Annotated in this window: 13 protein-coding genes, 1 tRNA gene and 2 rRNA genes (1 of these 16 cut by a window edge); 11 read left to right on the top strand and 5 right to left on the bottom strand. The window is 43.1% G+C overall.

Annotation, left to right across the window (positions count from 1 at the left end; genetic code table 11):
• From FJ709_RS18590 to FJ709_RS18575, 4 genes are all read left to right on the top strand, one after another.
• Positions 1-1,090: ribosomal RNA gene (locus FJ709_RS18590) — 23S ribosomal RNA — on the top strand (it extends 1,813 nt beyond the left edge of the window).
• 139 nt (positions 1,091-1,229) lie between these two features.
• Positions 1,230-1,345, top strand: a 5S ribosomal RNA gene (rrf, locus tag FJ709_RS18585).
• A gap of 93 nt (positions 1,346-1,438) precedes the next feature.
• Positions 1,439-1,515: transfer RNA gene (locus FJ709_RS18580), tRNA-Asp, on the top strand.
• 686 nt (positions 1,516-2,201) lie between these two features.
• On the top strand, positions 2,202-3,476 hold the full coding sequence (locus FJ709_RS18575) for a CinA family nicotinamide mononucleotide deamidase-related protein (RefSeq protein ID WP_226411948.1): 1,275 nt from the start codon (positions 2,202-2,204) through the stop codon (positions 3,474-3,476).
• Between the two features lie 24 nt (positions 3,477-3,500).
• Here FJ709_RS18575 and FJ709_RS18570 read toward each other — a convergent pair whose 3' ends face one another.
• The 4 genes from FJ709_RS18570 to argE all read right to left on the bottom strand — a co-directional run bounded on the left by FJ709_RS18570 (position 3,501) and on the right by argE (position 11,120).
• Complete coding sequence (locus FJ709_RS18570; protein WP_226411946.1) at positions 3,501-6,488, bottom strand: DUF2339 domain-containing protein; 2,988 nt, start codon at positions 6,486-6,488, stop codon at positions 3,501-3,503.
• A 141-nt stretch (positions 6,489-6,629) separates the two neighbouring features.
• On the bottom strand, positions 6,630-7,166 hold the full coding sequence (locus FJ709_RS18565) for a DUF1439 domain-containing protein (RefSeq protein ID WP_226411944.1): 537 nt from the start codon (positions 7,164-7,166) through the stop codon (positions 6,630-6,632).
• Positions 7,166-9,814: a phosphoenolpyruvate carboxylase gene (ppc, locus tag FJ709_RS18560; RefSeq protein WP_226411942.1), complete on the bottom strand. Its 2,649-nt coding sequence runs from the start codon at positions 9,812-9,814 to the stop codon at positions 7,166-7,168. Before ppc ends, FJ709_RS18565 begins: the two co-directional genes overlap by 1 nt.
• A gap of 154 nt (positions 9,815-9,968) precedes the next feature.
• Positions 9,969-11,120: an acetylornithine deacetylase gene (argE, locus tag FJ709_RS18555; protein ID WP_226411940.1), complete on the bottom strand. Its 1,152-nt coding sequence runs from the start codon at positions 11,118-11,120 to the stop codon at positions 9,969-9,971.
• 264 nt (positions 11,121-11,384) lie between these two features.
• On the opposite strand from argE, the gene argC reads away from it, so the two are divergent.
• From argC to FJ709_RS18525, 6 genes are all read left to right on the top strand, one after another.
• Positions 11,385-12,365 carry an N-acetyl-gamma-glutamyl-phosphate reductase gene (gene argC, locus FJ709_RS18550; RefSeq protein ID WP_226411938.1) on the top strand — a complete coding sequence of 327 codons (981 nt, stop codon included), beginning with the start codon at positions 11,385-11,387 and terminating at the stop codon, positions 12,363-12,365.
• A 27-nt stretch (positions 12,366-12,392) separates the two neighbouring features.
• Positions 12,393-13,172: an acetylglutamate kinase gene (gene argB / locus FJ709_RS18545; RefSeq protein WP_226411936.1), complete on the top strand. Its 780-nt coding sequence runs from the start codon at positions 12,393-12,395 to the stop codon at positions 13,170-13,172.
• A gap of 11 nt (positions 13,173-13,183) precedes the next feature.
• On the top strand, positions 13,184-14,089 hold the full coding sequence (locus FJ709_RS18540) for an ornithine carbamoyltransferase (RefSeq protein WP_226411934.1): 906 nt from the start codon (positions 13,184-13,186) through the stop codon (positions 14,087-14,089).
• Positions 14,090-14,166: 77 nt separating this feature from the next.
• A complete protein-coding gene (locus tag FJ709_RS18535) occupies positions 14,167-15,390 on the top strand; it encodes an argininosuccinate synthase (protein ID WP_226411932.1) in 1,224 nt (407 codons plus the stop codon).
• Positions 15,391-15,546: 156 nt separating this feature from the next.
• Positions 15,547-16,911 carry an argininosuccinate lyase gene (gene argH / locus FJ709_RS18530; RefSeq protein WP_226411930.1) on the top strand — a complete coding sequence of 455 codons (1,365 nt, stop codon included), beginning with the start codon at positions 15,547-15,549 and terminating at the stop codon, positions 16,909-16,911.
• Positions 16,912-17,163: 252 nt separating this feature from the next.
• Positions 17,164-18,612 carry an MFS transporter gene (locus FJ709_RS18525; RefSeq protein WP_226411928.1) on the top strand — a complete coding sequence of 483 codons (1,449 nt, stop codon included), beginning with the start codon at positions 17,164-17,166 and terminating at the stop codon, positions 18,610-18,612.
• A 33-nt stretch (positions 18,613-18,645) separates the two neighbouring features.
• On the opposite strand, the gene FJ709_RS18520 is transcribed toward FJ709_RS18525, so the two are convergent.
• A complete protein-coding gene (locus FJ709_RS18520) occupies positions 18,646-19,359 on the bottom strand; it encodes a sulfotransferase family protein (RefSeq protein ID WP_226411926.1) in 714 nt (237 codons plus the stop codon).
• Positions 19,360-19,578: 219 nt separating this feature from the next.
• Here FJ709_RS18520 and FJ709_RS18515 point away from each other — a divergent pair, with 219 nt between their 5' ends.
• Complete coding sequence (locus FJ709_RS18515; protein WP_226411924.1) at positions 19,579-20,685, top strand: Fic family protein; 1,107 nt, start codon at positions 19,579-19,581, stop codon at positions 20,683-20,685.
• Positions 20,686-20,689 lie beyond the last annotated feature (4 nt).

Raw genomic sequence — 20,689 nt, 5'->3', positions numbered from 1 at the left:
ACGTATACGGTGTGACGCCTGCCCGGTGCCGGAAGGTTAATTGATTGGGTTATCGCAAGAGAAGCTCATGATCGAAGCCCCGGTAAACGGCGGCCGTAACTATAACGGTCCTAAGGTAGCGAAATTCCTTGTCGGGTAAGTTCCGACCTGCACGAATGGCGTAATGATGGCCACGCTGTCTCCAGCCGAGACTCAGTGAAGTTGAAATTGCGGTGAAGATGCCGTATACCCGCGGCTAGACGGAAAGACCCCGTGAACCTTTACTATAGCTTGGCACTGAACATTGAACCTACATGTGTAGGATAGGTGGGAGACTTTGAAGCTTCGTCGCTAGATGGAGTGGAGTCAATCTTGAAATACCACCCTTGTAGTTTTGATGTTCTAACTCTGGCCCCTTATCGGGGTTGAGGACAGTGCCTGGTGGGTAGTTTGACTGGGGCGGTCTCCTCCCAAAGAGTAACGGAGGAGCACGAAGGTTGGCTAAGTACGGTCGGACATCGTACGGTTAGTGCAATGGCATAAGCCAGCTTAACTGCGAGACATACACGTCGAGCAGGTACGAAAGTAGGTCATAGTGATCCGGTGGTTCTGAATGGAAGGGCCATCGCTCAACGGATAAAAGGTACTCCGGGGATAACAGGCTGATACCGCCCAAGAGTTCATATCGACGGCGGTGTTTGGCACCTCGATGTCGGCTCATCACATCCTGGGGCTGAAGTCGGTCCCAAGGGTATGGCTGTTCGCCATTTAAAGTGGTACGCGAGCTGGGTTCAGAACGTCGTGAGACAGTTCGGTCCCTATCTGCCGTGGGCGTTGGATGATTGAGGGGAGCTGCTCCTAGTACGAGAGGACCGGAGTGGACGAACCGCTGGTGTTCGGGTTGTCATGCCAATGGCATTGCCCGGTAGCTACGTTCGGAATCGATAACCGCTGAAAGCATCTAAGCGGGAAGCGAGCCCCAAGATGAGTCATCCCTAGAGCTTTAAGCTCTCTAAAGGGCCGTAGGAGACTACTACGTTGATAGGCAAGGTGTGTAAGCGTTGTGAGGCGTTGAGCTAACTTGTACTAATGACCCGTGAGGCTTAACCATACAACCCAGATGGGTTTTACTAACCTTAGTTGTTAGGATGGGACACTTAGACAGTGCGAACTCAAGAAGCTCTAATGAGCAATCAGCTTTCCGAATTATTATTTAATGCTAGTTAAATGGCGTTAGATAACCAAATTTGTCTGGAAACCATAGAGCTGTGGCACCACCTGATCCCATTCCGAACTCAGAAGTGAAACACAGTATCGCCGATGGTAGTGTGGGGTCTCCCCATGTGAGAGTAGGTCATTTCCAGGCGCCTAATTTCTCTTTTAAGAAAGAGAAGTCTCCTGATAGTGACATATCAGTGACTTAAAAAGATTTAGCATCGTGCGTAAGCAATTTGCTAAAGGAGCGGTAGTTCAGTTGGTTAGAATACCGGCCTGTCACGCCGGGGGTCGCGGGTTCGAGTCCCGTCCGCTCCGCCAACTTAAGACGAAGGCCTTTGCAGCAATGCAAAGGCCTTTTTCGTATGTGAAATTTATAAATATTGGTGAAAGTTTTGTTGGTTAAGACTTTTTCGAGACATAGATTCGGGGCAGCGGCCTGTCACGCCGGGGGGCGCTGGTTCACTCTTGTTACCAGCAGCGTTCGCTTCGCCGAAGGCCTTTGCAGCAATGCAAAGGCCTGTTTCGTATGTTGAATTTGGTATTATTGTTGATGCTTTGCATTTTGCGAATAGAAATAGACCAACATTACGGATCGTTTACTGCTCTAGAGTATCGTTAGCCTGACATATCGATGTCAGATGGTTTGTTTTATAGACAATAAGCGTCCATTTCACCGATACGAAAAAGGCTTTTGCAGCAATTCGAAGGCCTTATTCGTATCTGGAATTTGGTATTATTGTTGATGCTTTCGTTGTAATAAGTTAATAAGGGCCAATTGGATAGCGTTATTTTAGATTAATGTCGTTCCTGTCGATGTTTGTCATCAATCTATTTTTACACTTTGTGTGGCTAATCTGGTGACACTTTTTGTCTGTTATCTGCCTGATGAACCAGCTGTTTTCTTGTTAACACTTAATAGGAACAGATAAATCGATCTATTTTCTTGCTATTGCCATATTGGTTGCCTAACTTATGGGGCAATTGTTGTTATAAAGGAAAAAGCAATGAAGCTTGAGATGATTTGTACTGGTGAGGAAGTGTTATCTGGCCAGATTGTTGATACCAATGCCGCCTGGGTTGCCAATGAATTAATGTCTTTGGGTATTGAGATGCAACAACGCACTACTGTTGGCGATAGATTAGCGGATTTAGTGGCTGCTTTTCAAGAGAGGAGTATGCATGCTGACGTTATTTTAGTGAATGGTGGGTTAGGTCCAACAAGTGATGATATGTCTGCGCTTGCTATGGCAAAAGCGAAAGGTGAGGACCTAATAGAGAATCAGCAATGGCGCGATCATCTAGAGAATTGGTTTACCAAAAATGGCCGTGTGATGTCGAAGAGCAACTTAAAACAAGCTTGGTTGCCTGAGTCGGCGGTGATGATCGATAATCCCGTAGGCACCGCCTGTGGTTTTAGGGTGAAGTTAAATAAGGCCTGGTTATTCTTTACTCCGGGAGTACCTTTTGAACTAAAACACATGTTTAAAGAACAATTTGTGCCTTTTATTACCGAAGAGTTTGGTTCAGGTGATAACACGCAGCTGCATAAGCTGCTCACCATTGGTTACGGCGAATCTACACTTGCTGATATGTTGACTGAGCTGACTTTCCCCCAGGGTATCGAGCTAGGCTATCGCTCTTCTATGCCGCATATCGAAATTAAGATTTTTGCCCGCGGTGATAAGGCTATTCGCGCGTTGCCTCAGGTGACAAAAGCGGTTAAGGAATGTTTAGGCACTGCCGTTGTGGCGGAAAATAAGCCGACCTTAGCTGAAGAGATCCATACAAGGTTATACCAGTCCGGTTTTAGTTTAAGTGTGGCAGAATCTTGTACTGGCGGAATGATCACCAGTCAGTTAATTGATTTCGCTGGCAGCTCATCATACCTACATCATGGCTTAGTGACCTACAGCAATGAGTCCAAGGTAAAAGTACTTGGCGTTAATCCGCAAATATTAGATGATCACGGAGCTGTCTCTATTCAAACCGTCGAAGCAATGGCTGAAGGCGTGCGTAAAATACTCGACAGTGACTTCGCTTTAGCGACCAGCGGAATTGCTGGCCCTGAAGGTGGTTCTGATCAAAAGCCAGTCGGCACAGTTGCAATAGCACTCGCGACGCGTAATGGTATCTACAGTCAAATGGTTAAGCTGCCTAGTCGCTCTCGACAGTTAGTGAGAAGCCTCAGCACTGCCGTTGCTTATGACATGTTACGTCGTGCGTTATTGGATGAAGCTGTCATAGTAGATTACCCATCAATTAGTCGATTTGAAAAATAATAAACGTCGGCATTAAGTCATTAATCAATTAATCCCCTCAGGTTCGCTCTTTGGGGATATTTGATTTTTTCTGCGCTGATAAAAATACGCAACCGTGAGCAATATGATCCCGATTAGCATGAAAGCAATAACCTTTTGCACCAGTATGAACGAAGCCATATCGACAACAATGACTTTTAACGTTGTTATCCCAAATAAAATGCCTGACAATTTGAGTAAATCTTGATGATGTGGTCGTAAGCTTAAAAACATCAATACACTGCCATGTATCACCATTAGAATTGCACTTACAGTTGCTGCAAGATCGCCTGCTAATGCTTTTGCCCATATCAAATAACTCACGACTAATAGTGTATGCCATCCCCACTTAAAGCCGATTTTCGCGATTGACGAGCAGTTTATTTTTATTCCAGAACGCCGTTTAGTGAGGTAATAACCTAAGCTTAACAATACGATGATTTCAGCTGCAACTTGTAATCCATTACTGATGTTTACAGCAAGTGGCATGTCGAAATGAACTAAAATAGGCAATGCAGCAAAGCCAAAAATAGCATAAAAGCCGATACGATAACTGACTTTAATCGGTGCTAAAAAGAAGCGACCAATAGGGTTGGTGCGTTCGGTCACTAGCATAAAGTAACCACTTAAAATGGCTAAGGTAATGGCCCAAGAATTATCAATAAAGCCAATGCCCGTTTGAACAATCACTACAATGACTAGCGCAGCGAAATAGGGGCTTAAATGCCAGATTGGTTTAATGGTTGATTGCCACTTATCATTGAGAGAGAGGTAACGCTTAGCTATAAGACCCATCAGTACAGTGCCAACTAATAACGCGACTAACCCCTGCCATTGTTGCTCGATGCAGAATATTGCAGTGGCGAAAGTGGCTATAAAGGCTAATGCATTAGCCTGCACTCGTAAAACCTTATGGTTAACGTAATAGGCTAAACTAATACTTATCACCGTACTTAACCATAATGCGATAGGCACATAGTCTGCGTAATTACGTATCACTTTAGGTAAAAACAACAATGGCAGCACAAAGAAACATACCAATTGAGTGTAATAAGCGAGTTTGATCAGTTTGGCTTGTGGATAGTATTTCTGGTACAAATAATAACCTGCCAATAAACAAACAAATAATTCGATGCGAGCGAGTTTAGCATTCAACATTTGAGCGGAAAGACTAAAGCTGTTTGCCTCTACAATGCCATAAGCGACCAAACCCATTAACGGAATTAGCCATAGCCATGCCAGAATTTCTGTAAATCTTAATGAATGTCGTGCACTTAATACCAGTAATAATCCAGTTATAATAGGAATAGCATTTAAGCAGTATTCTGGTGAAATAAAGTAAATAATAATTAAAAAAGTAATCGAGTATAAAAGGTTAAAAAACTCTTGTCCGACGATGGTAATGGTTTTTTCTAGTGGTATTAAATGCACTTTATGCTGCAGTAATAATCTAGTCGCGGCGAAGATAATGCCGCAACTGATAATCATCATTACGCTAATCGACAATGATGTTTGCCAAGCAGATGAGAGCGAACTAGTTAGGGCATCGAGTAAGGTGACGATACTATTGAGCAGCCCTAAAATCAGCAATACATAAGATTCAAAACGAATAGCAATTAACTGTTGTTTGCAACCAATCCAGATAAGTAATAAGCCTTCGAGTAATAATACCAAACCAAGCAAATGAGGACTGAGCATGTATAACGCGGCAAATGCTGCAAAGCTGGCTGCAAAAGCCAATGTTAACTCCCCAATTTGTTTGTCCTGTTTTATCCACCAGTAAAGTAGCGAGCATACGAGTGCATTAACCAGGAATATCTCACCAGCAAAATGGTATAAATCACCGATGATATAAACAAAAAACACCAATAGAGAAATGGGTATCACTAATAGTCTGGCGCTAAGTGATGTTTTGATTAGTAATAATAAACTCACCACACTGTATAAATAAAACATTCCATGCAGAGCGAATAAATTAATAGCGTATAAGGTATTTACATCACTGGAAATACCGATATAAACCGAGGCATATTGTATGCATGCAATATGAAGTATCGCGGTGATTTCTATCAGTGTCGGCCAAGTTAATTTATAGCTTTGATATAAAGAACAACAGCCTAATAACATTAAGTAAGGCAAATATAAGGTAGCTGCAGTCGCTCCGTCAAACAGCAATAGCGGCGCTAGCGACCCACCTAACATGGCGACGATAGCAACAACTTTAGTTTCCAGTTTATTTGACAGCCCGTAACCTAGTAAGGTGTTAGCGAGTAACAAACCTAAGCTAATACTGTTTGGAACCAATTGAAAATAAGGACCTAAATAATACAGACAAAGATAATTAAGGATTAAGCCTAGCCCGACAATTGCGGAGGAGTACTCGCGCATTCCTGGACGCTTCATATGAATAAATATGCCGCCGAGAATGACTGCATTGGAAGTGGCTAAGCCCAGTAAAGCTTTACCCAAATCAGACAGCCAATGATTAATGGAAAACTGCAGTAAATAGCCAAATCCGAGTGTGAGGGTAATAATGCCAGCCAGTGTCATTAAGAAAACTGGGCCTAAGCCTTTGGCTTGGTAATCTTGATAAAACTGTCGCGCTTTACTGCTGACCTCAGAAAATGGTGACAGCGCTTGTGAAGATAGCTCAAATAACCCATTAGTAAGTTGTTCAAGTAATGCTGACAACGAACCTTTTGATGCGGGTAATTGGTGAGTAATATTACCATGAATATCAAGATGAACTTGCGTGACGGTCACATCTTCAGGGCTTAGGGTGTCTATGGCTAATTGAGCGATATCGGGCTGAGTGATTAATTCTAGTGATGCCTGATCATCATCAGCCGAGGCGTTAACTTGGCTCGACAGCAAGTCGAGCTTCTCGCCGAAAGCGGCTAAATGATCTGCTAGCAGAGTTTGATTGTTAGTTTGTAGTTGTTTAAGTGTTTCGAGCTCATCTTTCAGCTGGTTGACGTCATCCATTAACGACATGATCAGTATCCTTTATATACAATGCGCAGTTATCGTATTTTTATTTTAAAGTCTGTGCAATAGATGCCTGAAACAAAAAACAAAAAACAAAAAACAAAAAAGCGCCTATTGGCGCTTTTATTTAATCATACTTTTTCGGGCTTAAAACTTAACTACCAATTTGCCTTTTTGAACGGCGAGCTCTTTGGTCATTTTGGCCATTAACGCTTGATTTGAATCATTCATATCAAGGGTGTAAACCGGCTGACTTTCTAGAAATCCACGTAAGAAGCTCATTACCTGTGGGGTAATGGCTGTCAGTGCTTGCTCTAAATCGGCCGGATCTGCACTGACATTAACTAAATCCAAATTGCGTAAATAGATACTTTTAGTTTCGCTGTTATACCAAGGCTGTGCTTCAAACGTTGTTTTAAGCTTAGCACTAATTGGCATTAAAGGATTACGAATACGCACAAGAGTCGTTGCCGTTAATCCCATAGTATTAGGTTTATCACCTAAGCTGACTTGCATGTCGTTAAGCACCAAATTAATACCAATAATTTGGTTACCTTGCTTTACCTCAAAATGCATTTCTTTATTAAGGTAATTTTCTATCTCATTTTCAGTAATGCTGTACTGACTGGCACAACCTGTCAGTACTAGCAAGGAACTGATAAAAATCAGCTTTAGTGTTTTCATTAACCTGTGTTTCTCATGCCTGCGGCAACGCCCGCGATAGTAAGCATTAGCGCCAGTTGTACGTGCTTAGAAGGCTCAGCTTCTTTACGTGTACGGGCTAATAGCTCGGTTTGTAGGAAGTTTAATGGATCAATGTAAGGATTGCGAAGTTTAACTGATTCACGATTCCAGGGAGTATGCGACATTAACTGATCTGACTCAGTTAATGACAATACGGTATCAATACCCAGTTGTAAGCGTTGACGTAACTTCTCGCCTAAATGATGTAATTCAGGCTTCACTAAACACTTTTCATAATAGCGGGCTAAGTTAGGCTCAGCTTTCATGTAAACCATTTCTAGCATAGAAATACGTGTTTCAAAAAATGGCCACTCTGCTTCCATTTCGCGCAATAATGATAGTTCATCACGTTCGATGGCGGCATTTAGCGCTTCACCAGCACCTAACCATGCCGGTAGCATTAAGCGGTTCTGTGACCAAGCAAAAATCCAAGGAATAGCACGTAAACTCTCAATACCGCCATCGACTTTGCGCTTAGCAGGACGGCTGCCTAAGGGTAATTTACCCAGTTCAACTTCAGGTGTCGCCGCGCGAAAGTAAGGCACAAAATCTTTTTCTTCACGCACTATACCGCGATAATGCAGCACTGATTCTTCGGCAATGCGCTGCATACAATCGCGCCATGCTTTTTTCGGCTCAGGTGGCGGTAATAAAGTCGCTTCCATTACCGCAGAGGTATAAAGCGCTAAACTTTGTACCGCTAATTTTGGCAAACCAAATTTAAAGCGGATCATCTCACCTTGCTCAGTTACACGGATACGGCCATCTACTGAACCCGGTGGTTGAGATAGAATGGCTTTGTGAGCAGGCCCACCTCCTCGTCCGATAGAACCACCACGGCCATGGAACAACATCAGTTTGACGTTGGCTTTATTGCAGACTTCGACTAACTGTTCCTGTGCGCGATACTGCGCCCAAGCTGCAGCCATAACACCGGCGTCTTTAGCTGAGTCAGAATAACCAATCATGACTTCTTGCATGCCTTTGGTGTATCCACGATACCAATCGATATTCAATAAAGACTCAATACAGCTAGCGGCATTGGTTAAATCTTCTAAGGTTTCAAATAATGGCACTACGCGCATCGGGTGGCTGCAACCGGTTTCTTTTAATAACAATAAAACGGTCAACACATCTGACGGCTTACCCGCCATCGAAATAACATATGATCCCAAAGATTCTTTAGGCTGTTTGGCAATCAGTTCACAGGTTTTGATGACTTCGGCAACATCTTCGCTTGGCTGCCAATTCGCTGGAATTAATGGGCGGCGATTAGTGAGCTCGCGCAGCAAGAATGCTTGTTTTTCATTTTCATCCCAGTGGTTGTAATCACCCAAGCCCAAATAACGGGTCAGCTCGGCAATCACATCGCTGTGGCGAGTCGAATCTTGACGAATATCCAGGCGCAGCATATGAATACCAAAGCTGGCTAGACGACGTAAGATATCGAGCAGTAACCCATTGGCAATCAGTTTCATGCCACTGTCACATAAACTATTATAAAGCAGTTCTAATGGCGCTTGCAGATCCGCTTGTTGCCAAATCAGTTCACTGGTATCAACATCAGGAAAGCGACCTTCAAGTCGAATATTCAAATAATCAATGGTTTTACGCAGTTTACAACGTAATTGGCGTAACACATCACGGTACGGCTCATTGCTATTGTTAGTGAGTTCAAGCAGTTCAGGTGTAGCCTGCTCCATAGATAACTCGCCAACCAATGCCACAATATCTTTCAAATACAGACGCGCTGCAGCATGACGATTTCTGTCTAATACTTCCTGGGTGACTTTGTGGGTCACAAATGGGTTGCCATCGCGATCACCGCCCATCCAGCTAGAAAAACGAACCGGGGCGATGTTAATCGGTAATTCTTTACCGGTTCGCTGTTCGACTTGATCATTTAATTGACGTAGAAAGTCAGGAATAGCCTGCCATAGAGAGGTTTCAATTGTGCTTAGGCCCCATCGAGCCTCATCTACAGGTGTTGGGCGTTCACTGCGAATTTCATTAGTATGCCAAATTTGGGCAATCAATTGACGTAAACGTAAGTTGTTTTGGTTGCGCTCACGGTCTGACAGTTGGCTGTTTTCTTGATCTGTTAAACAATCGACAACCGCAGCATATTTTTGGATCAAAGTACGACGAGATATTTCAGTTGGATGCGCGGTTAACACTAAATCAATTTCTAATTGCTTTAAGCAATTAATCACATCATTTTCATCTAAGTCTGTGTTAAGAATACGCCCAAGCAGTTGCTCTACTGGGTCTGGCACACAGACTAACTCATCGCAATTACGGCTAATGGTGTGGTATTGCTCGGCGATGTTAGCTAGGTTCAAAAATTGATTAAATGCTTTGGCAAACGGCACTAATTCTTCATCTGGCAATGAGGTCAGCAATGCTAACATTTGCTCGCGAGAGGATTCATCGCCTTTACGTGCCTGTTTAGCAAGAATTCGAATTTGTTCTACTTTTTCAAGAAATGCATCGCCGAGGTGGCTTTGCATCGTTTCACCTAAAATTTGGCCTAAATGTCCCACATTCGATCTCAGTGAGGCATACATATCTGCCACTTGCTCTGCCATACATACTCCAAAGTAAACTAGGTTAAACTTGCACTACTTACTATCACAATAACCATCGTACAGTATTCGGTCAATACACAAACACCGCGTTTGGTAATTTTATTTCGTTAAAAAATTTCAACAAAAGCGGTTTTAAGGCTTTTTTGGTTAAAAATTACTTAATACATGCGTGATAAATCATCTTTTTGATCAATTCTACTGTCGGTGTGAGATATTCTAAGCCAATAAACTCATCGGGTTGGTGGGCTTGATTAATACTCCCAGGTCCTAAAACTAAGGTTTGGCAGCCTAACTTATTAATGTAAGGCGCTTCGGTTGAGTAGTTAACTACCTCAGCTTCATGGCCTGACAATTCAGCAACCAGTTTTGTCCATGGGTTGTCTGCTTTGCCCGCAAATGATTCAGCGCCAGGATATAAGGTACTCACGCTAATACTGCCTGGATATTCTTTACTAATGTCACTTAAATAATTCAGCACCATGAGTTCAAGATCGGTCAATTCCATTCCTGGTAAAGGACGAATATCTAAGTGTAAATCACAACAACCACAAATGCGGTTAGCTGCATCACCACCGTGAATATGGCCAAAGTTCATTGTAGGGTAGGGAACGGTAAAGGCATCTTCGCGATAGTTTTCACTTAAATGCTGTTTAAGTTTCAATAACTGCCCCATGACTTTATGCATTACTTCAATGGCGTTTAATCCGCGGGCTGGGTCAGATGAATGACCGCTGCGACCAATGACTCGAATACCTTGAGCTAAATGCCCTTTATGCATATAAACAGGTTTTAAGCTGGTGGGCTCACCGATCACCGCATAATCAGGTGCAATGACCTTTGAGTCGGCAAATGCTTTGGCACCACTCATAGTGGTTTCTTCATCGGCACTGGCAAAAATAGTCAGTGGGCGTTTAAAGTCTGCTAGAGGCATGTCTTTTAACGCTTCAAGTACCAAGGCAAAAAAGCCTTTCATGTCACAGGTACCTAGGCCGTACCAACGATTATCTTTTTCAATTAACTCAAATGGGCTTTGACTCCAGCGTCCTTGATCAAAAGGCACTGTATCTGTGTGGCCAGCTAATAGTAAACCGCCTTCCCCTTGGCCAATACGAGCAATAAGGTTTTGCTTATTGCGTGAATCTTCAACCGTTGGGGTTTCGCAGCTAAAGCCTAACTCGCTGAACCAATCTTGTAACAAGGCAATAACTGCATGGTTACTCATATCTTGCTCCGGCTCAAGCGCGCTGATAGATGGAGTGCCAATTAGCTGTGTAAAAGCACTTTTTAGGTCAGGGAGTGTACTCATTAGTTGTCCTATGTCGGAAATTATTAAAATACTTATTCAATAATATTGCATAAAAATTATTGTGTGCTAGTCTAGCAAACAGATGACTAAGGCACTACAACTAGAATGTAAGAAATGAAAATAAATATGTGTAACTTTGCTGTTAAATCCAATATACCAATAATCAATAAGAACTTCCTGCGACGATAGTTCTAGATTAGACGTCCCCCGTCTAAATGTACTATGCTAACACTTCCATTTATAACAAAAAAAGACAACAACATAATGAAAAACATCGCAATTATTGGTGCCAGTGGTTACACAGGAGCACAAATTACGTCTTTGATAAATGCTGACGCTAATTTATCTGTTCAGGGGTTGTATGTCTCTGAAGGTAGCCTAGATAAAGGGCGTAAACTTGCTGATCTTTATCCAACTTATAGTCATATGCCTTATGTGCTATCTCCATTAACCGACGAAGCTAAAGCAACCATTATTGCTGAAGCGGATGGCGTAGTTTTGGCAACAGAGCATTCAATTAGTTTGGAATTAGCGGCAGAATTTTATAAAAAAGGCTTAGCAGTATTTGATTTAAGTGGTGCTTATCGTTTTGCTGATGTCGCTCAATACCCTAAGTGGTATGGCTTTGAACATACTCACCCAGACGTACTTGCTGATGCGGTATATGGATTAGCTGAATGGAATAGCGAGCAAATTAAGCAAACTAAAATGATTGCCGTGCCTGGTTGTTATCCAACGGCATCATTAACAGCACTAAAACCTTTGAAGCCTTTGCTTACTGCCGCTTATCCAGTGATTAATGCGGTAAGTGGTGTCACAGGAGCGGGACGTAAAGCGCATTTACATACCAGTTTTTGTGAAGTCAGCCTGACACCTTATGGCGTATTAGGTCACAGGCATCAGCCTGAAATTGCCACGCAATTAGGCCAAGAAGTGATATTTACACCGCATTTAGGTAATTTCAAGCGTGGTATTTTGGCCACAATTACTGTGCAGTTAAAGCCAGGTACAACAGAAGCTGATGTTGCTAAAGCCTATAGCGTTTATGACAGCTCACCCATTGTGACGGTTAAGCATAATCAATTTCCTAAAGTGGACGATGTGGTATTGACACCAAACTGTCATTTAGGTTGGAAATACGACGAAAACAGCGGCTATCTAGTGGTTGCCAGCGCGATTGACAACCTAATGAAAGGTGCTGCAAGCCAAGGTTTACAGTGCATCAAGATCCACTTTGGCGTTTAATCACTACATAAAACAAGGATAACAAAAATGATAACTAATTCTGTTTTAGTACTTAAAGTGGGTGGCGCATTACTGCAAACCGAAACCGGTATGGCTAATTTAATGTCGGCGATTAAAGACATGACTGCCGCAGGGCAGAAAATTGTTTTAGTTCACGGTGGCGGTTGCTTAGTTGATGAGCAATTAACGGCTAATGGTAAAGAGATTATTAAACTTGACGGTTTACGCGTTACCCCAGCCGATCAAATTGGCATTGTGGTGGGTGCATTAGCGGGTACATCGAACAAAATCTTACAAGCTGCAGCCGCCAAAGCTGGCGTAGTTAGTGTAGGCATGAGTTTAGGTGATGGCCAGGTTGTTAAGGCTAATATTAAAGATGAGCGTTTAGGGCTGGTTGGGGAAGTGACCCCAAATGATCCTAGCTACTTAAACTTCATTTTACAGCAGGGCTGGCTGCCAATTTGTAGTTCAATCGCCATTTCAGATGCCGGCCAGATGCTCAATGTTAATGCAGACCAGGCAGCAACCGCATTGGCCAAATTAGTTAACGGGACTTTAGTGCTGTTATCTGATGTGTCAGGCGTGTGGGATGCGAACAAGCAAGTGATTAAAAGTTTAAATAAAAGCCAAATTGATACCCTAATCGCTGAAGGCGTGATTGAAAAAGGCATGAAAGTCAAAGTTGAAGCCGCGTTAGAAGTGGCTCAATGGATGGGCAAGCCGGTTTTAGTTGCTTCTTGGCAAGATACTGAACAGTTAAAAACATTAGCACAAGGTGGGTCCATTGGGACCCAAATACAGCCTTAATGGAGTAGTTTATGAAGCACCTGTTGTCGATAAAAGAGTTATCTCAAACTCAGTTACTGGATATTTTAGCTTTAGCTAAAAAAATGAAAGCTAACCCAGCTGAGTACCGTCGTGCGTTAGATGGAAAAAGCGTTGTGATGTTATTTGAAAAGCCATCACTGCGTACCCGAGTAAGCTTCGATATTGGCATCAACAAGTTAGGAGGTCATTGTTTGTACCTTGACCAGCAAAACGGTGCTTTAGGTGAACGAGAGTCAGTGGCTGATTTTGCCACTAATATTTCATGCTGGGCTGATGCCATTGTTGCAAGAACATACCTGCATAGCACAATAGAGAAATTAGCTAAGTACGGTAGTGTACCGGTTATTAATGCGTTATCTGATTTATATCACCCATGCCAGGCATTGGCAGACTTTTTATCATTATCAGAAAAGTTTGATGATGTTAGTCAGGCGAGATTAGCCTATGTAGGGGATGGCAATAATGTCACCCACTCATTGATATATGGTGCAGCTATTTTAGGCTTAACCATGACAGTGATTTGCCCTGAAGGGTATTTTCCTGATGCATTGGTGGTTACCGAGGCACAAGCTTTAGCAGCACAAAATGGTGGTAAGCTGACATTATCTACTGATATCAATCAGATTGAAGGCCATGACGCCATTTATACCGACACCTGGATTTCAATGGGTGATGAAACCTCTTTAGCTGAAATTAAAGAGCGCTTTAGCCCATACCAAGTTAATGCAGCATTAATGACTAAAGCGGGTGCAAAATATTTTATGCATTGTTTGCCTGCTCACCGTGGTGTTGAGGTAACTGATGAAGTTATCGATGGCAAAGGTTCATTAATTTTAGATCAAGCGGAAAACCGTATGCATGCTCAAAATGCAGTATTGGTCACCTTATTAAGTTAGTCTGATGATTAAGTCAGTAATGCCATTGGCGTTATTCATATATCAAAATATACGTAATCGATTGTAGGAAAATAAACATGTCTAGTGCAGTGAAAAAAACCGGCGTTAAAAAAGTCGTCCTCGCTTATTCAGGCGGGTTAGATACCTCAGCCATCATCCCATGGTTAAAAGAAACCTATGATGATTGTGAAATCGTGGCCTTTTGTGCCGACGTAGGTCAAGGCGAAGAGGAATTAGTGGGCTTACACGAAAAGGCCATCGCTTCAGGGGCATCAGAATGCTACATCGTTGACCTGAAAGAAGAATTTGTTGCTGATTATATTTACCCAACTATTGCTACCGGCGCGATTTATGAAGGCACTTACTTGTTAGGTACTTCAATGGCGCGTCCAATTATTGCCAAAGCACAGGTTGAAATTGCCCGTAAAGTCGGCGCAGACGCCGTATGTCATGGTTGTACCGGTAAAGGTAATGACCAGGTACGTTTTGAAGGCTGTTTTGCTGCCCTAGCACCGGATTTAAAAGTGATCGCCCCTTGGCGTGAATGGGAAATGCGTAGCCGTGAAGACTTGCTTGCCTACTTAGCTGAGCGTGATATTAAAACCAGTGCATCGGCGACTAAAATTTATAGCCGTGATGCTAACGCATGGCATATTTCCCACGAAGGCGGTGAGTTAGAAGACCCATGGAACGAGCCATCAAAAGGTGTGTGGACCTTAACCGTAGCGCCTGAAGATGCGCCGAATGAGCCAGAATATGTAACCCTGGCGGTTAAACACGGTCGAATCACCCATGTAAACGATGAAGCATTATCGCCGTATGCCGCATTAATGAAGTTAAACGACATTGCCGGTAAACATGGCGTAGGGCGTATCGACATTACTGAAAACCGTTTAGTCGGCATGAAGTCCCGTGGTTGTTATGAAACACCCGGCGGCACTGTGATGTTTGCAGGTCTTCGTGCCATTGAAGAATTAGTGCTAGATAAAACTAGCCGTACTTGGCGTGAGCAGATCGCTGCCCAAATGTCGCATTTAGTCTATGACGGTCGTTGGTTTACGCCATTATGTAAGTCACTTATTGCCGCATCTGAGTCGCTAGCTGAATCAGTAAATGGTGATGTGGTGATCAAGCTTTACAAAGGCCAAGCTACACCAGTTAAAAAACGCTCACCAAACAGCTTGTATTCAGAAGCTTTTGCTACCTTTGGTGAAGATGAAGTGTATGACCAAAAGCATGCAGAAGGCTTTATTCGTTTATATTCATTAGCTAGCCGTATTCGCGCGCTAAATACGAAATAAACCTTAAGCAATCTAAAAAGGGCGCTGTAAAGCGCCCTTCTTGTAATCACTTTTCTTCTTACAAAATAGTGAATAAAAGAGTGCTTAAAGAGTGATTACCAGAAGACAATATTGATCTAATCGACTTAATTGAATAGCAAAAAAGAGGATACCGAGATGGCGTTATGGGGCGGAAGATTTCAAGGCGAAACCAGTGCACTTTTCAAATTATTTAATGACTCATTGCCAGTGGATTACCGCTTATTTGAACAAGATGTTGTCGGCTCTATCGCCTGGGCGGACGCCATTGCGAGCGTAGGTATTATTACAGCCAAAGAATGTAGTGATTTAAAAGCGGCATTAAATGAATTGCTTCTTGAAGTGGGTAATGATCCCCAAGCGATTATCAGCAACGGCGCCGAAGATATTCACAGCTTTGTTGAACAAAAGCTGATTGCCAAAGTGGGTGACTTAGGTAAAAAACTCCATACTGGCCGTTCACGTAACGACCAGGTTGCTACCGATTTAAAACTGTGGTGTAAAAAAGAAGGTGCAGCACTGCTGGCTCGTTTAGGTACATTACATGCGGAGTTAATTGCCTTAGCAGAACGTGAAGTTGACGCCGTTATGCCAGGTTACACCCATTTACAGCGTGCACAGCCAGTAACATTTGGCCATTGGGCGTTAGCTTATGTTGAAATGTATGAGCGTGACATTAGTCGCCTACAAGATGCATTGGGGCGTGCCGATTCATGTCCATTAGGTTCTGGTGCACTTGCTGGCACAGCCTACCCGATAGATCGCCATGCGTTAGCGTCAGCGTTAAACTTTGCTCGCCCAACACTGAATAGCTTAGACAGTGTGTCAGATCGCGATCACGTGGTTGAATTGTGTAGCGCAGCATCAATCAGCATGATGCATTTAAGCCGTATGGCCGAAGACTTAATTTTCTTCAACTCTGGCGAAGCCAATTTTATCTCGCTAGCCGATGAAGTCACTTCTGGTTCATCATTGATGCCGCAAAAGAAAAACCCGGATGCGTTAGAGCTTATTCGGGGTAAAACCGGCCGTGTATATGGCAGTTTAATGGGTATTTTAACCACAATGAAAGCCTTGCCATTGGCATACAATAAAGACATGCAAGAAGACAAAGAAGGCTTGTTTGATGTGGTCGACAGTTGGGCAATTTGTTTAGACATGGCCGCATTAGTGTTGTCGGGCTTAAAAGTGAATCGCCCGCAAGCACTAGTGGCAGCTCAGCAAGGTTATGCTAACGCGACAGAATTAGCAGACTACCTTGTCGCCAAAGGCATGCCGTTCCGTGAAGCGCACCATGTGGTTGGTGAAGTAGTGGTATTTGCTATTGGTCAGCAAAAGCCGATTGAAGCGTTAAGCGTGGCTGAGTTACAAAAATTTGCCCAAGTGATTAGCGATGATGTGTATCCAAACCTCACCATTGAAGCGTGTTTAGAAAAACGTGACGTACTGGGCGGCACTGCGATTAATCAAGTTAACGCAGCCATCGCAGCCAAAAAAGCGTAACTATAGCGTTATTGGTTTGAATAGTTTGGCTAACACCCATTTATCAAAAAGCCCTGCTGGTGGATACCAGCAGGGCTTTTATGTTTACAGGGCTTAAACAGCACTGTAAACATAAAAGCTTACAATGATAATAGCGGATTATGTGATCATTATAGATTGTTAGCTGGACACTTATCAGACATAATTTTAAACAGTAACGTTAATCAGTAATCGTAATCAATCACTTATCAATGGCGTGCATTCATACATCTTATGGCTTTAGAACATTCGTCTAGCAGCACTAACCCTTGTTCACGCAGTCGCGATAGATTGTCGTGGCTGCGACGGACGTTGCGCCGTTCTCAGCAAGAAGCCATAGCATCGTCAGCCATGACCGCCACCAGTGATAACTTTTTTAATGCTTATGCCATATTTTTAGGCGCAAGCATGGGGCAAATGGGTTTTGTTACCGGATTACCGCAATTATTTGGTGCGATATCGCAGTTATTGTCAGTGTGGTTAGCCAGTCACTTTAGCCGTAAACTTTTTATTGTCACATCAGCCATCTTACAAGCGCTGGTGGTATTGGCAATGGGATTAGTCGCCGCCCTCAGGCCTGATAATGCAGTGTGGATGTTTATTGGCTTAGCGGTGTTATATCACGGTTTTATTAACTTGATTCAGCCCCATTGGCGAGCGTGGATGGGGGCGATAGTGCCCGACAAACGTCGAGGAGCCTTTTTTGCTGCCCGCACCAGATTAACTATGGCAGCGTCCTTGAGCGTGTTTTTTGTTGGCGGCGGTATTTTAAGTCTTACCGACAGCTATCAAATGGCCTGGCTAGGGTTTAGTTTACTGTTTTCAATCGCCTTTATGGGACGATTAGTGTCAGCATGGTTATTACTGCAAATGCATGACCCTGAACCTTGTTGCGCAAAAGAGAAAGGCTATTTTACCCAGACATTGGTCAATTTTCGCAGTGCTTGGGCAGATAAGGTTTTCCGTCAATACAGTTTATTTGTCGCCGGCATGCAATGTATGGTGGCAATCTCTGCACCGTTTTTTGCGGTTTACATGTTAGAAGACTTACATTTTACCTATTTAGAATTTGTGTTCGCCAGTGTCGCCTCCATTTTTACCCAGTTTGTTACTTTGCGGTTTTGGGGCCGTTTTAGCGATTTATATGGCAATAGAATTGTGATGATAATCACCAGCTGCTTAATTCCTTGTTTGCCACTATTGTGGATTTTTTCTGATCACTATGGGTATATCATTGCCCTACAAGTTTTTTCAGGTCTAGCGTGGAGTGGCTTTACCCTTTGTACCGCTAACTACTTATACGACATTCGGCCTTTTCGCAGCGACTTTGCGACCTATGCCGCATTACAGGCATCATTAAGTGCAGGTTTTGTATTTGTCGGTGCCATGGTCGGTGGGTTTATTGCCACTTATGCCAATGACTTCTTGGTATTCACCGGACTTAATCAATGGTTATCTAGCCCGATATTTGTGGTGTTTATTGTGTCTACTGTGATGCGCTGTATGGTCACGTTATGGTTTATTCCGCGCTCTATTGAACCTAAAATTCGGCCAAGGCCGCAATTTTTACAACTCATATTCCGTATTAAGGGCTTTAGTGCCATATCAGGGGTGAGTTTAGATTGGCTTACCGTAACCAAACGGATCGTAAAGCGAAAACCTCACGAAAACGCAGACGAATAATACATTGAGCTGAGGTGACTTAAGCCATGGCTATTATGGTTTAGGTAAGGTGTAACCAAAAAACTTTCGTTTATCAGGGCCAGCGGCATTGCTACTGATTTTATGCGGATGTTTATACTCATCCCAGCTGGCCACGTTGCGACCGACATTAAGCACAGGGAAGTCGATAGCATCGTCATCTTTTATCCCTAAAAAGGTCAATAAGGTTTGCAAGCTATTCGGCTGACCAATATCAATACTGATAAAGTCATCCCGCCCCGCAAAGTAATCGCTTACTTGCTGCTGGTGGCGTAAATAACACTCTGCTAAATGCGCTTCATTACATACATCCTCAATCTGCCATATATCAAAACAATGATTAAAGCTGCGTTTCATTATCGGATGAAAACGGCCATTGTCTTTATCTAAATGCACCATCATCTTACTCAGCAACATTTGCATCGACGGTAGCCATTTATCCATTGGCCTATCTAAATAAACAAACTTAGCGCTGGGAAATAGCGCATCAAGTTGTTGATAGTCACTAAAGCACGGCGCATCAGACACCGCATCGGCCAACATAAACGCCTGCTTAGTAAAGGCCTGGTGAGCAACCGTTAAGCCTTGCTCAAGTAAAGCCACACTCACGCTAGTCGTACCCGTACGTGGCAGGCCAATAATAAACACTTTATTTGCCTGTTTATTCGGCAAAGTGGGATTAGGTATCGTTGACAATGATGATGTTGAATGGGGCAGCTTAGAAGTCATTCAGTCGTTTTCGCATCGTGTTTATTTAGCCGGTAAGTGATTATACCGAAATGACTATTTAAAGTGTTATTGAAGTGAAAAGTGATCGTGATGAGGCAATTAATAACCCTATTCGCCTCATTATGTGAGGCGAATAATTTGTTATTTGCCTCATTTTGTGAGTAGAATAGTTTGGTGTGCTCATCAATACAGTATTTTAGTTAGCTAGCAGAGGTTAATATGTGGATTTGGCAACAGCAAGAATGGCCTGACTTTATATGGGATCAAACCCGTATAAATCCTTTATTGCGTCAAATTCAATTTAACCAAGGTTTGTTGCTTGGGAAAATAGGCACTGAATCAGCCAACCAATGGACACTTGATACTATGATCGCCAATATCGTCCATTCAAGTGCTATAGAAGGTGAAAAGCTCAATGTATTATCTGTACGTTCATCTTTAGCCAATAAACTTGGGGTGAGTGAAGAAAACCCTTATCCCACCACGGCACAAACAGATGGCTTAGCCGAGATCACCATAGATGCATTACGAAATTGGCAACAACCACTGAATTTAACGCGTATTTTAGATTGGCATGCCCTGTTGTTTCCAAGTAACCAAGCTGTGTTTAATCCTGTTGTAGGCGGCCAGTTGCGCGGTAGTGAGCCTATGCAGGTGGTATCTGGACGTTTAGACAAACCGACGATCCATTTTGAAGCCCCCCCTCGAGATACGCTAGACAATAGTTTAATACAGTTTATTGAGTGGTTTAATCAATCAATAACACAGGCTGATCTAGATCCTTTAGTACGGGCAGCAGTCACTCATTTATGGTTTGTCACCTTGCATCCACTTGATGATGGCAATGGGCGTATCACTCGTTTACTCACGGACTTAGCTTTAGCACAGGCTGAACATCGTTCGATTCATTTTTACGCTATGTCAGTGAGCATACTTGAGCGACGTAAAGCTTATTACGCGATATTAGAGTCTACCCAACAGGTTTCTCTCGATATTACACCTTGGCTTCTTTGGTTTTTAGAAACCTTAAACGATGCCGTTCAAAACTCTCTTAATAACATTGAACAAACCATTGCGAAAACCCAATTCTGGCTTCGTTTGGATCGACGCTCACTCACCCCATCGTTAACAACAGAACAAGTTAAAGTGCTTAATAGATTACTCGATGGTGACTTTAGCGATGGCATCAGCAGTAGCCAATATCAGACAGTCGCCAAAGTCAGCCGGGCCACTGCAACCCGACATTTGGCCCAGCTTGTAGAGCAACAATGTTTGGCCAAAACTGGCGCGGGCGGCAGAAGTACAAGGTATGTGTTGGTGCTGTGAGTTT

This window comes from Shewanella glacialimarina, assembly GCF_020511155.1.
Taxonomy (GTDB): Bacteria; Pseudomonadota; Gammaproteobacteria; order Enterobacterales; family Shewanellaceae; genus Shewanella; species Shewanella glacialimarina.
This window is presented reverse-complemented; position numbering and strand designations above follow the sequence as displayed.

What these genes read in the sequence shown, in the direction of transcription:
- FJ709_RS18535 (WP_226411932.1), top strand. Translation starts at nt 14,167, where the DNA reads ATGTCTAGTGCAGTGAAAAAAACCGGCGTTAAAAAAGTCGTCCTCGCT.
- FJ709_RS18525 (WP_226411928.1), top strand. Translation starts at nt 17,164, where the DNA reads ATGGCTTTAGAACATTCGTCTAGCAGCACTAACCCTTGTTCACGCAGT.
- FJ709_RS18565 (WP_226411944.1), bottom strand. Translation starts at nt 7,166, where the DNA reads ATGAAAACACTAAAGCTGATTTTTATCAGTTCCTTGCTAGTACTGACA.
- argC (WP_226411938.1), top strand. Translation starts at nt 11,385, where the DNA reads ATGAAAAACATCGCAATTATTGGTGCCAGTGGTTACACAGGAGCACAA.
- FJ709_RS18540 (WP_226411934.1), top strand. Translation starts at nt 13,184, where the DNA reads ATGAAGCACCTGTTGTCGATAAAAGAGTTATCTCAAACTCAGTTACTG.
- FJ709_RS18575 (WP_226411948.1), top strand. Translation starts at nt 2,202, where the DNA reads ATGAAGCTTGAGATGATTTGTACTGGTGAGGAAGTGTTATCTGGCCAG.
- FJ709_RS18520 (WP_226411926.1), bottom strand. Translation starts at nt 19,359, where the DNA reads ATGACTTCTAAGCTGCCCCATTCAACATCATCATTGTCAACGATACCT.
- argH (WP_226411930.1), top strand. Translation starts at nt 15,547, where the DNA reads ATGGCGTTATGGGGCGGAAGATTTCAAGGCGAAACCAGTGCACTTTTC.
- ppc (WP_226411942.1), bottom strand. Translation starts at nt 9,814, where the DNA reads ATGGCAGAGCAAGTGGCAGATATGTATGCCTCACTGAGATCGAATGTG.
- FJ709_RS18515 (WP_226411924.1), top strand. Translation starts at nt 19,579, where the DNA reads ATGTGGATTTGGCAACAGCAAGAATGGCCTGACTTTATATGGGATCAA.
- FJ709_RS18570 (WP_226411946.1), bottom strand. Translation starts at nt 6,488, where the DNA reads ATGTCGTTAATGGATGACGTCAACCAGCTGAAAGATGAGCTCGAAACA.
- argE (WP_226411940.1), bottom strand. Translation starts at nt 11,120, where the DNA reads ATGAGTACACTCCCTGACCTAAAAAGTGCTTTTACACAGCTAATTGGC.
- argB (WP_226411936.1), top strand. Translation starts at nt 12,393, where the DNA reads ATGATAACTAATTCTGTTTTAGTACTTAAAGTGGGTGGCGCATTACTG.